This window comes from Spirochaetae bacterium HGW-Spirochaetae-1 (assembly GCA_002839375.1).
Lineage (GTDB): Bacteria > Spirochaetota > UBA4802 > UBA4802 > UBA5550 > PGXY01.
Genome location: PGXY01000003.1, coordinates 89,500 through 102,004, shown reverse-complemented (window position 1 = coordinate 102,004; position 12,505 = coordinate 89,500). Strand labels below are relative to the sequence as shown.

The 12,505-nt window shown below is 48.5% G+C and carries 10 protein-coding genes; 4 read left to right on the top strand and 6 right to left on the bottom strand.

The features are described 5' to 3' along the window. Positions 1–7: 7 nt before the first annotated feature. Positions 8–652 carry a class II aldolase family protein gene (locus CVV44_05110; GenBank protein PKL39602.1) on the top strand — a complete coding sequence of 215 codons (645 nt, stop codon included), beginning with the start codon at positions 8–10 and terminating at the stop codon, positions 650–652. 3 nt (positions 653–655) lie between these two features. Beyond that, on the top strand, positions 656–1,312 hold the full coding sequence (locus CVV44_05105) for a hypothetical protein (protein ID PKL39601.1): 657 nt from the start codon (positions 656–658) through the stop codon (positions 1,310–1,312). Between the two features lie 108 nt (positions 1,313–1,420). On the opposite strand, the gene CVV44_05100 is transcribed toward CVV44_05105, so the two are convergent. The 3 genes from CVV44_05100 to CVV44_05090 all read right to left on the bottom strand — a co-directional run bounded on the left by CVV44_05100 (position 1,421) and on the right by CVV44_05090 (position 5,315). Further along, positions 1,421–2,107: a hypothetical protein gene (locus CVV44_05100; protein ID PKL39600.1), complete on the bottom strand. Its 687-nt coding sequence runs from the start codon at positions 2,105–2,107 to the stop codon at positions 1,421–1,423. Positions 2,108–2,132: 25 nt separating this feature from the next. Continuing rightward, the gene (locus tag CVV44_05095) at positions 2,133–3,128 is read right to left on the bottom strand and encodes a hypothetical protein (GenBank protein ID PKL39599.1); all 996 of its coding nucleotides are present in this window, start codon (positions 3,126–3,128) and stop codon (positions 2,133–2,135) included. A gap of 63 nt (positions 3,129–3,191) precedes the next feature. Then, complete coding sequence (locus CVV44_05090) at positions 3,192–5,315, bottom strand: hypothetical protein (GenBank protein ID PKL39598.1); 2,124 nt, start codon at positions 5,313–5,315, stop codon at positions 3,192–3,194. A gap of 129 nt (positions 5,316–5,444) precedes the next feature. On the opposite strand from CVV44_05090, the gene CVV44_05085 reads away from it, so the two are divergent. Then, entirely contained in the window at positions 5,445–7,112 is a 1,668-nt protein-coding gene (locus CVV44_05085; protein ID PKL39597.1) for a hypothetical protein, read from the top strand. 39 nt (positions 7,113–7,151) lie between these two features. Here the strand turns inward: CVV44_05085 and CVV44_05080 are convergent, their stop codons facing one another. From CVV44_05080 to CVV44_05070, 3 genes are all read right to left on the bottom strand, one after another. Then, entirely contained in the window at positions 7,152–9,236 is a 2,085-nt protein-coding gene (locus tag CVV44_05080; protein ID PKL39596.1) for a hypothetical protein, read from the bottom strand. After that, complete coding sequence (locus CVV44_05075; GenBank protein ID PKL39595.1) at positions 9,233–10,261, bottom strand: hypothetical protein; 1,029 nt, start codon at positions 10,259–10,261, stop codon at positions 9,233–9,235. Before CVV44_05075 ends, CVV44_05080 begins: the two co-directional genes overlap by 4 nt. Before the next feature lie 210 nt (positions 10,262–10,471). Further along, the gene (locus CVV44_05070) at positions 10,472–11,824 is read right to left on the bottom strand and encodes a hypothetical protein (protein ID PKL39594.1); all 1,353 of its coding nucleotides are present in this window, start codon (positions 11,822–11,824) and stop codon (positions 10,472–10,474) included. 292 nt (positions 11,825–12,116) lie between these two features. Here CVV44_05070 and CVV44_05065 point away from each other — a divergent pair, with 292 nt between their 5' ends. Next, on the top strand, positions 12,117–12,443 hold the full coding sequence (locus CVV44_05065; protein ID PKL40121.1) for a hypothetical protein: 327 nt from the start codon (positions 12,117–12,119) through the stop codon (positions 12,441–12,443). Positions 12,444–12,505 lie beyond the last annotated feature (62 nt).

Below are 12,505 nucleotides of genomic sequence, written 5' to 3'. Positions count from 1 at the left end.
AGCGATCATGGATATACAACAGGCGAAAAAAACCGTGTGTGAAGCGGGCATTAAGCTTTTGAAGGAAGGACTCGTGGCCAGGACCTGGGGCAATATCAGCGTGCGGGTCGATGATGACAGTTTTGTCATAACCCCCAGCGGAAGGACCTATGAGGACCTCACGCCCGATGATATTGTTTTAGTGAAAATCGCTGATCTCAGCTATGACAGCCACATTAAGCCTTCATCGGAAAAGGGTCTCCATGCCGAGGTGTATAAACTGGACAGGGGTATCGGCGCTGTTGTTCATACGCACCAGATGAATGCCTCCACGGTGGCTGCGGCCCGGAAGGAGGTCCCGGCCATTGATGATGAGATGGCGCGCCTGGTCGGTTCTTCCGTCAGGGTGGCCCCCTATGCCCTGCCGGGAACGGGGAAACTTGCCCGGGGTACGGCAGCCGCGCTGCAGGGACGCAAGGCAGCTCTCATGGCAAACCACGGTGCCGTTTGCGCCGGGGCCGACATGAACGAGGCCTTCATGGTCTCAAAAAAACTTGAAGAGATGTGCGCGGCCTACATCGAGAAGCAGTACATGAAGGAAGCCGGAGAAAGCGGCGCCTTTGATGTGAAGCGCATGCATGAATATTATCTGAAAAAATATGCGAAGAGGTAATCCATGAATCTGGAAGAAACCAAAAAGCAGGTATGCCGGTGGATGGAAAAACTCGCCGAAGAGGGAGTTATCCAGGGAACCGGCTGCGTTATAAGCTGCCGATTCAGCGATTGTATGATCATCACACCGGAAAACGCCGACCCCGGTAAATGCCGCCCCGATGACATGGTTGCCGTGAGTCTCGAGGATTTCTCCTGGGGAGGCAAAACAAAGCCGTCGCCGGAGTATATTCTACATGCCGCTGTTTATCTGAAAAAGAAAAAAATGAATGCCCTGGTGCATGCGACGCAGCTTAACATAATGACGGCTTCAAAGGCGGGGCACGAGGTGCGGCCCATGCTCGATGACATGGCCCAGATAGTGGGCGCATCGGCTAAGGTGGCCGCATTCACTGTAACACCGGGTAAGAAAGAAATCCGGTCCGTCCTCAAGGGACTGCGCCGCCGCAGCGGCGTGCTCCTGGCAGATCACGGGGCCCTCTGCGGCGGCAGCAACTTCGATGAAGCCCATGCCGTGGCCCAGGTTATGGAAAAGGGATGCAAGTGTTTTATCGAATCGGCCTTTCTTGGCGGAGGTGTTATTATCAACGCCGTTGAAAGAAACCTTATGCGGTTCGTCTATGTTCTGAAATATTCAAAGGCTGCGGAAACGAATAAGTAAAGGCATTTTTTGAATTTAACGGTTTTGCGGCATGTAGCGAACGGTATTATGGTTAGTAGTGAACGGTTTCAAACCGTTCACTACTAACCGTGTCTGCACACCATGTTGTCATGCCAGAATCACCTTTTCAATCATCAGATAGAAGAAAGAGGCCGCTCCCAGGTACAGGAGCATGACGGCAAAGGCCGCCGGTATGATGGACCATCTGTTTTTTCCCTCCACGACCCTGTACATGAAATAGCCGAAGAGTCCCAGGAGCATTTCCGGAATGAGTATGTAAATAGCCGTGTGGCTCACCAGGGTGACATTTTTCGGGTACCACGATCCCAGTATCCACATGGTCTGCTCCGATCCGCCGAAGATGATGAGGGCCGCCAGGGCTGCTGTCAGGTATGATGCAGCATTGCCTTTACGGTTTTTTATTCTTTCAGCGGAATAGATCACCAAGAACATGGGAATGGTCCATAGGAAGGGCATGTATCCCGAGACCGTACCGATTTTAAAGAGCCCGTCCTCGGGAAATGCGAGAATATCCAGGGCCGCCGAAAGGAACCAGTCGGGGAAAACCTGGAACAGGCTCACGCAGAAGGAAAAGAGCCACGGCAGAAACCATTCTGTATGTCCCAGGCGCTTTGCCGCCAGGGGGAGGCTCAGGTTGTATAAAATTGTGAGTATCAGGAGCCGGGGCCCGACATTCAGATTAAAGGGTGCGGCGAGAATCATGATACTGAAAAGGGTGAATGTCAGGTGAAAAATCAGGGCATCCCGTTCGCCCTTTGTAAAAGTTAGTGTCATGCTTTGATTTCCTCCCTGGAAATTTTTAATACACCGCGCATACTGCAAAGGTGTCTGAGTCGGTAAAATGTGTGGTGATGGCATTTTTTTCGATATCAAAGATATACAGGCCGTTGTAGCCCGTATCTGCACTGTTTGCCGCGATAACCAGCCTGTTCCTGCCCAGGGGGGGCATGGTGAAGGACCCGCTCGTTCCCAGGGAGATAACCGTTATTATCGTATCAACGGCCGAAATCTGTCTTAATTCAAAGGCGCCGCCGGTATTGACGATTAAATAAATACCGCCCGCTTCGGTTACGGCTATGCTTGAAACACTGTTGCCGGACACAAAGGTCGGATTGAGAGAAGTGGCCACTCCGTTTTTAACGACGAATACGTTTTCAAGAGTGGTTATGGTGTTGCACAGATAAAAAGTATCCCCGTAACGGAATCCGGTCGTGAAAGATCCGGGCATGGTCGGGTAGGTATTGCTTGAAACAAGCGTGGAGCCGCTTTCGTATAGCCTGTAGATGTCGAGCGAGGTAGGAGCGTTGTTTACACAGAAATATGCTTCTTGTCCCTGACCCTGAAATATGTTCGTGATGGGAGAGCCCGCACCGGAAAAAGTATGTGCCAATGTCCAGGTGCCTGTGTCCATGTCGAATGTCATAAAGTCGGAATTGTCCGGTAATATGAAATTATCATTAAGACCAATCGGTGCTTCTAAGGGGGAGCCGGTCCACGAAGTCAGGCTGGAAAAACCGTCCTGGCTTACATAGGTGGTTGAGGCGTCCCATGCCATTATCTGACTGCGGCCGTTGACCGAAATGCCGCTCGGGGTGAAGGCTAAGGTTTGCTCAAAGGCGTAATGGCTCTCCTCGCTTGCTATATGGATGGTGAGGATGCCGCCGTCGGAGGAGAAGGCATAGACCAGGGGCACGCCTTTTGTTGCGTAGTCGTAGAATCCGGCACAGCCTGTAATTAAAAAAGCGCAGACCAGATAAACTATGCTGAATAAATTCCGCGCTCTTTTAAAAGGCATATATGCATCTCCCTGCTTTCTGACTCTGTGCTTGCCTCAAGGTACTGTCAATTTCGATTTCCGTCAACCGAAAAAGACACGGGCGTCCACAATGGAAAGGCCCTTTCCCGCGGGATGCACTATAACGGGGTTCAGATCCAGCTCGTGGATATCGCTCCGTGTATGGATGAGCCACGAGACGCGGCAGATGAGATCCGTCAGGGCATCCACATCCAGGGCGGGCCTGCCGCGTACACCCTTCAGGAGGGGCGCCATCTTCAGCTGGTTAAGCATCTCCCGCACCTCTAATTCCGTTACGGGAGCAATGCGGATGGCCCGGTCCTTCAGCACCTCGATAAATATGCCGCCGAATCCCGCCACCACAATGGGGCCGAACACGGGGTCCCGGCTGGCGCCCACAAAAAATTCCTCGCCCTTTGGCGCCATCTCCTGGACAAGAAATCCGTCCATGGCAGGGCTGCCTGGAAGTTTCGAAATGGAGGTTGTCATGTCCTTCACGGCCTTTTCAAGTTCTGCCGTCGAATTAATATCAAGCTGTACACCGCCCACGTCGCTTTTGTGTGAGGCGTCGCGCGAGAGGAGCTTTGCTGCAACGGGCCAGGTCAGGCTGCAGCCCCGTGCATCCTTTTCGTTTTGTATGACGCATTGCTTTACCGGTTCAATGCCGACGGCCCGGCATATCTCCAGGGCCTCGTTGGTAAGGGGAATCCGTTTCTCATGCAGACACAGTGACTTGATGGAATCGATCTGATTGTTTTTCACGGGATATTCCACTGGTTTGCCCCTGCCGTTCCGGTCCCTGAGGCGCGTGTAGTAGTAATACGAGCCCCAGAGTGACGTGGTGGCCTGCAGGGGTGTGGTGAAAGTGGGGAATGGATGATTTTTCTGGATGTCGAGAATTTCATCGGCATCGGAGATGAGGGTAACGGCCACGGGTTTCCCGTACTTCGCCGTCAGTTCCTGCACGCCGTTGAGAAAGGTGCGGGACATTTCGGCCTCGTAGCTTGACTGGTACACATGGTTGAATATAATACCGTCGACGTTGTCCAGTTTAAGGGTTTCCTCGAGAATCTTTATGAATATGGTGTAATCGAATATCTCGCCGAGATCCAGCGGGTTCTGGTGGGCGATGATATTTGTATCATATAACGTTTTTATTTTTTCAAGGTATTCGCCGGGAAAAGGGACGAGTTCGAAGCCGTACTTGTAGCAGGCATCCACGGTGATGACGGCATGGCCCCCTGACCGTGAAAGGACTGCGACACGTTTCCCTTTCATGAGGGGCAGGAGCAGAGTTTTTGCAGCGACGATAAGCTCTGATTCGTCCTTGACGCGTATAACGGCTGCCTGGTGCAGGGCCGATCCTACTACATCGTCAGCGGCCGAGAGGGCAGCGGTGTGTGATTGGGCGATGCCGGCACTCATGGCGGAGCGGTTGGACTTCTGCACCACGATGGGCTTTTCCGAGGTCATGGCCAGGTCGAAGAATTCACGGCCGCGGCTGAAACCCTCCAGGTACATGAAAATGGATTTTGTCTGCGGGTCCTGCATGAGGTAATCCAGGTAATCAACCTCGTCCAGGTCGAGCTTGTTTCCCGTGGCCACGAACTTGTTGAAGAAGACGTGATTCTCTATGGCTATGCGGAGATAGGTGTCTCCGACGCCGCCGCTCTGGGAGATGATGGATATGGGACCCGGATATATCATGCCCGATCCCTTGAAAATGGCAAAGGGCATGGCCAGGTGGTTTTCTATATTGATGGTCCCGATGCAGTTGGGCCCGATGATACGGATTCCGTAGCGGCGGGCTGCTTCCAGGACCTCCTGCTCAAGGCTGTGATCGCCGCGGGAATACTCACTGAAGCCTCCCGACTCGATGACAACATGTTTTATTCCCTTTTCACCGCACTGGGTCATGATGGCCGGTATGGTTTTGGCCGGGGTTATGATGATGGCCGCGTCGGGTATTTCAGGTATTTTCGACAGGTCATTATAAACCGGTACGCCGCTTACCTCTCCTTCATCCCTGCCGATGCCGTAAAGGCGTCCCGTATACCCGATGTTCTTATTGTTCATGACTATAATTTTACCCAGGTTGATGCGTTTCAGTGAAACACCTATAACGACAAGGCTTTCGGGATAGAAAAATTTGTGGAGATAATGCGGTGAGCCCGTTTGTGTGTTCATGGTATACTCACTCCCTGATGTTTATATATTTTCTTCAGTTTTTCATGAAAAAGGACCCCTGTCAATTAAATATTGACAGGTGGAAAAGCGCGCATTGAGAAATAACAATGATTGACAGGTTAGGAATGTATGCTAGATTTAAACAAATCCCATCGATGGAGTACTCATGTGAAGGGAACAGTGACATATCGAAATTATTACCTCCTGGGCGCGGTATCTTTTTTGATGCTCGTTCTCATGACTGCCTGCACAACCGAACATGATACAGGCATAAATGCGCTTAATCTGTCGGGATTATGGAAGATAATCATAACCGATTCACCGGAGTATGCCAGTCCGGATTTTGATGATAGCCGTTTCCCCGGCCAGGTTATACCGGGCGACTGGGGACGGACCATTGAAAAAAATGATGATTTGACCTCAACCATATGGCTGAGGAAAAAAGTTATCATCGGCAGTGAATGGCAGGGCAGGTTGCTTTCCCTGGTCATGGGCAGGATCGGTATAGCCGACGAGGCCTGGTTCAATGGCCAGCAAATAGGCGGCACCGGTGTTATTCCCGGGAAAGGCCTGGCCTATCACATGTCTTGGCAGAATCCCCGTGTGTATCATATTCCTTCATCCCTTATCCGGTACGGCGGGAATAACGTGGTGGCACTGAGAATATATTCCCATGTGCTGAACGGGATAAGCGGTTCCGTTGAACTTGCCGATGTTTCGTCAGACTATTTTTCTTATTACCTGAAGGCCTTCGGTCCCATGATTACCAATTTTGTATCTCTCTTTTTCAACATGCTTTTTTTTCTTGGTCTTCTCATACTGTATATGACCAGGAGGGAAAAAAGAGAATATCTTTATTTTTCTATTATTGTACTTTTAACCCTTCTCTGCAATCTTCTCACTCTTGAATCGCCTTTTTCCCTGGACGGCCTGGTCAGGTACAAGCTGTTCCTGTCCCTCTATGTCCTTGCTAACTTTTTTGTTTTTCTGGGCGTCGGTGAGTTTCTCAATTCGTGTAACAGGTATACCGTAACGATTTATTCCCTGCTGCTGGCGGTTGTAGAGGGACTGATCGCTTTTTCACCATCTACGGTAGTCCTGATCCGCTATGGCGGGTTTGCGGCCATTGTATTGATCAACATCTTCATATTCTCCTCGGCCTTTCTGTTCTTTAATTCGGCGAGAAAGGATCCCCGGGGCTACTGGTACTTTCTTTTCATAGCGATTCCCGTTCCAATCTCTGTTATGCGCAATTCCTGGTATCTAATATCATTCCGGTTCAACGAGCTTCCCCTGGTCATATTCATGCACGTGCCCCTGGTATTTACTCTTTTCAGCGTGTATTACATCTATGAATTCGAAAGGACGCGCAGGGAAAAGGATAATCTTTATTCGGCGCTGCTGAAGAAATCACAGCGTTTTCAGCGTATGATCAACGCCATGCAGAAAACCGACAGCAAACCTGAACCGCGTGACGTGATAAACGAGGTCATAGAATATCTCGACGACCATTACCGCGAAAGATATGACCGGAAGGAACTCTCGAAGAAGTTCGGCCTCAACGAGGACTACATGGGGCAGGTGTTCCGGAAGGTGGCGGGGACCAATATATCAAGCTATATCAATACCAGGAGAATCGAGGCGGCAAAGGACCTCCTCGCCGATACGGAGGCGAAGATAATTGACATCGCCTACCATGTGGGATTTGACAACCTGACTCACTTCCACCGCCAGTTCAAACGCCAGACGAACCTGACGCCCAGCGAGTACCGGGCGGTGATGAAGGAAGATGCATAATACCAGGTAGAGAATGATAGGTGGGGATACGATGTCCGGTCAATATTCTTCATGGGAAATTGTTTCTGCACTGTCATCGGTAAAAAAGCGCATAACTTCCCGCTTTAAGTCATTCATGCTGTATGGTTTTCTCAGATAAGCGTCGCACATACCTTTTATTTTATCCTCCTCAAGCGTCATGGCTGACGCTGTAACGGCAATGAGGGGAATCGATTTCAGGTTGTCATCATTCTTGATAATTTCCGCTGTTTTGTATCCATCCAGTCTGGGCATTTTCATGTCCAGAAGAATGAGGTCGGGATGGTGCCGGCGCGCCAGGTCTATCGTTTTATAACCGTCCTCCGCTTCAAGAAATGTAAAATTATAGGGATTAAGGAATTCCATTATGATTTCACGATTGATTTCAATATCATCGGCAATGAGAATTAATTTTTTTGACAGTATCCTATACTCAGGGTCGGTGCGGGCCGGTTTTTCATTCTGCACTGCGTCAACGGGAGCTGCTATTTCAACATTTTTTAACTCAATGGTGAATGTACTTCCTTTTCCTTCTTCGCTGGAAACCGTGATAGTTCCTCCCATCATTTCAATCAGCTTTTTTGAAATGGCAAGGCCCAGGCCTGCACCTCCCTGCTCCTTTGTCCGCTCAGTTCGGTGCTGTTCGAAGGACTCGAATATTTTTTTCAGCATATTTTCGGGTATTCCCGTACCCGTATCTTCAACGGAAATTGAAAGTCCGCATCTTTTTTCAACGGTCTCATCCGATGGCCGGCATAGGACTGTAAGTTTTATGTATCCCGACTCGGTGAATTTCAAAGCATTGCCCACGATATTGATCAGCACCTGGCGCAGGCGGATATTATCCAGCATGAGTGTGACAGGCGTATCGGGTGAAATTGTTCCTATAAACTGCAGTCCCGTGCCCTCAATTATTCCGCTGAAGAGCAGTTCTATTTCACCGATCAGGGATCTGATGTCGACTGCTTTAGGGAGGATTACAAGTTTTCCCGCTTCTACTTTTGAAAGATCGAGAATGTCATTTATGAGGTTGAGAAGCATGAGCCCGTTTGAATTAATGGACTCAAGGTGGCGGAGTGAATTGGCGTTTTCTTCATTATTTTTCAGAATTTCCGTGAGTCCAAGTATTGCGTTCATGGGTGTGCGTATTTCATGGGACATGTTGGCAAGAAATTCACTCTTTGCCTTGTTGGCGGTTTCCGCTCTGTCTCTGGCAGCAGCCAGATCCTGGTTGGCCTCATAGAGTTCCGATGTTCTTTTCATGACCACATCCTCCAGGTGATCGCGGTATTCCTTTAATTCTTCTTCTGTTTTTCGCCGTGTTCGTATTTCTTCCTGGAGGCTGTTAAAGGAGTCCTTTAACCGGTTGCTCATTCGATTAAAGGACTTTGCAAGTTCGCTGAGCTCATCATCGCCTATCAGAAGTGATTCCCCTTCGGTTATCACGATCGGGTCTCCCAGTTTTTCTTCCTGCATAGAATCTGTCCAGTTCATCAGGTGTTTCAGGGGATTTACGATCCCCTTTATAGTCATCAGGGAATTAAAAATTATAGTAATTATAACAATCAGTGAAACGATGATTATCGCCCTGTTGATGCCGGCCTGTATATTTTTTATAGTCATGTCAGTCTCTTTTTTCATTCGGAATACCGTCATGAGAATAGCCTGTGAATTTACCTGCATCTGATCCGAGAGCATGGTAATGGCGATATTTATTTTTTTTATTTCGAGCGGTTTTTCGTTTTTAGTTAAAAGCTTATCCCTCAAAGAATATTCGGAGATAAGCCTCTGAAAATATCCATGAAGGAGATTCATTTCATTGTTTATGGGGCTTAATGCAAATAATTCCCTGTTTTGCTCCAGTGTTTTATTTATGTTGTTATACACTATCTGCCATTGCTTGAGCGTTCTTTCATTATTATGCATCATGTAATCGTTGGTCAAAAGAATCAGGTTGGCTGATTCTTGAACCAGATTATTAGCAACTATGGATTTCTCCAGTTCTCTGTTCATGTTGTGAGAGGAATGGATGAGGAATATAAAAAAAGCGGAGATGAAAAGCAATGATAGTCCCGCGCTGATATTCAGCCGTGTGCTGATTTTCATTTTGCCTCCCTGAAAATAGTAACTGCCTCCGGTTTAACTTTCACAAGAGCGTCGTAATATATGAAATCCAGATAATTCGGTATCTGCTTATTGCTGTTTTCAATTTCCCACCGTGCTTCATTCTCCATTGTAATAATGAGGAGTTGATCGAGGGATATTTTAAAGCTGATGTCATTCCAGAAAATATCTATAGCATCCACATTCATGTCCAGAATCCGTCCCGCTGTTTCCTGTGCCTCGCGCCTGTTACTGTTAATAAATTGAATGGATCTCTCCAGAGCCCGGATCAATTTTTGGAGAATCTCGGGGTGTGTATTGATAAAATCGTTCATGGCCGCCAGGTTTATGGCAACGCGGTAAACCTTCGATGTGGGAATCTGAATTCCTATTCCGTGCAGCTTGGTGAGCGCTTGGTTCGCGTAAGGCTCCCATGTGGAAATAGCGTCAACGCGCCCCTTTGTCAGCGCCTCAATCATTTCCTGGGTGCTGGAATTGATGACCGTGACTTCATGAGGCAGGATTTTATGATACCCCAGTAGTGAATCGATAAGGATTTGCGAAATAGTTCCCCGGGTGAGGGCTATTTTTTTTCCTTTTAGATCTGAAGCTGTGGTTATTCCCCGGTCTTTCCGTGCGATTATCTTGATGCCTTCATAGGTAGTTGTATAGGTCACGAATATGGAATAATCATGTCGTTTAAAGCTGTTAAGGACCACCGGCGTCGTGGCCGGTGTGGAGATATCCGCCTCGCCTGCCAGCATGGCGTCAAAAGCCTGCTTGCCGCTTCTGTACCGGCCCGTGATGATCACGTTGAGCCCTTCATCCCTGAAAAAGCCTTTTTCATAGGCGATCAGGACGGGAGTGGTTATAACACCATAGGCCATGGCCAAACGCACAGTTTCATTGCTGCCTGTTCCATCACTCTCATGGTATTTAGCCGGAGAATAGTGCCATAACAACAGTACTGCCGTACACAGTAAGAGTATCGTTAGTAAAACCAGAATTATTTTTGTCATTTTTTTCATGCACTTGCCTGGATATGATATGGCTTGTTTACGGGCACCTCTAATAATGAGGTTCCCTTATTATATATGCGAAACGAGTCCAGGTAAAAGCATTTTTTGTGTATATTCAGGCTTTTTCTTATAACAGATAGAGCTCCGGCGTCCGGCAATCGCCGGACGCCGGAGCATACATTGGAAAGGCTCGGGAAGGTGAGTCTGTTGCTGCACTTCCTATCGGTTGCTCGATTTGAGTATCTCCACGATATAGGCGCGACCATAAAGAGAGAAGGGCTCCAGCATGTTTCCCATCATTGATTCGAGTTTTTTCACCGATGCGTCGCCCTTTTCTTTTGCGATTATATCCAGTAAAACATACTGCTCCCGGCTCGTTCCCAGTTCGAACTTCGGGTCCGAGACAAGGCGTTCCGGCATGTTGTCCTCAATAGCCTCATCCAGGTTCGCTGAAATGGCACTTGCCTTTGCTGCGATTATATTTCGGGGTACGGAATCATTATAGGCAGGAATGGGGCGATCGCCTCCCAGGATCTGAAACTGATAGTAGGCACTGTTATTCTCCCTGTAGGCCTTCTCAAGGATCAGACGTTCGAATTTTTCCATGGCGGTGTGGCGGTTTGAGACGATCTGGATCATTTTGTTTTTCGGGCCGTGAATTCCCATCATGTCAAGGAGATTGATGAAGATCATCCGCGTTGTTCCCACGCCGGGAAGAGCCTGGGCATGATAGGGCTGGGCCAGGTCCGTCAGGTAGTGAAGGCCCCAGCCCGTGAATCGCCATCCCCAGTAATCATGGCCGGTACGGAAGGCCAGCTCCGCCAGGGATTTGTAGAGATGAATACGGTATTCGGGATAGCTCTGTTTTAGAAACGGGGCGGCCTTGAATACAACTGATGATTCATGATAGAAGCCCATGTGAAAGGGGGCCTGGCTGCCGTATTCCAGGTTCGGGTTGCCGAAGGGCTGGACACCGAACCCGTATCGCCGTCCATATTCCGTTTTATTGTCGGTATAGAGTCCTACGTCGAGGCCCAGGTCTGGCTCATCGTTAGCCGATACCAGGACCTGCAGGGGAGTCACCGCTTCGCCCTCGCGGAGCGATACAAGGGTGACGCCTTTGAGCCATTCATTATCCTGAAATACGCTGACTGCTTCGGGCGCCAGGAGGGGTCTTCCGCCGGTGTTTTCGCCGGGTAAAAGTTCCAGGTACAGGCGCAGTTTTGCCAAGGGATTTATCCTGATCGCTTCAGTGAAGCGTCTTATGATGTCATCCCGGTTTCCTGTTTTTCTGAAGACAAGAGCCTCCGGAACGGGCGCATAATGGGCCATGTTTTTCCGCGCCCAGGCCTCTTCCTTCTCCAACGCAGCTTGCAGGTCTCCTTCCACGGCAGCGAGGAAACTTTCCAGGCTTTCAGCTTTTACCGCAGGCCGATTCGTCACTTCCTTCATGGAAGAGAACACGGGATATGAAATGAGGGTATGTAGGTCCCAGGCCCGGAGAAGTGAAAAAGGAATTATTATAAGTAAAAATACTATCAGGGTGATTGGAAGTTTTATTTTATTGCGCATATAGACTCCTCTCTAGTTCAAAATTCTACCATGCTATTCATGGCTTTTTGTGCCAAATTTCATTGTCAGGGCATGGGGCCGATTTCATTATGCCAGATTAAATCTGAATATAATAAAAATCAAGCTTTTGCGGAATTTCTGTCTGAATAATATCCAGGAGACAATACTCTCATTATATCGATAACAAAAATATTTTAACTTCAGGTATACCGCGTTCGTATCATTAATATAGCCATAATTCTTGACAAAAGGAGTAAATTTTCTTATGATTAACAAAGGTGGGGAAGAGAAGATGACGTTAAAAGAAGATGACCTGTTCCGGATCGGCGCATATGTGCAGCAGAACCTGCCTGATTGGCTTGCGAACATGAATTATACTAAGACCTTCTATGAGCGGGATATGGAGATACGGGAACGCCTGGTGCGTGTTGAAGAGGAACTGAAGAACCAGCGGGATCTTATGAAACAGGGATTTGAACTGATGGATAAGCGTTTTGAACAGGTAGATAAGCGTTTTGAATCTTTCGAAAAGCGTTTCACCAGGATAACAGCTCTAATAACCGTGGGTTTCACCATGGTTACCGTGCTTATTACCGTATTTAAATTCCTCAATCCCTGACATCTTTTGCTGACGTCAGTCGAGATTGTTCATCACAGTAAAAAAGCGGGTGTCCATGAGGA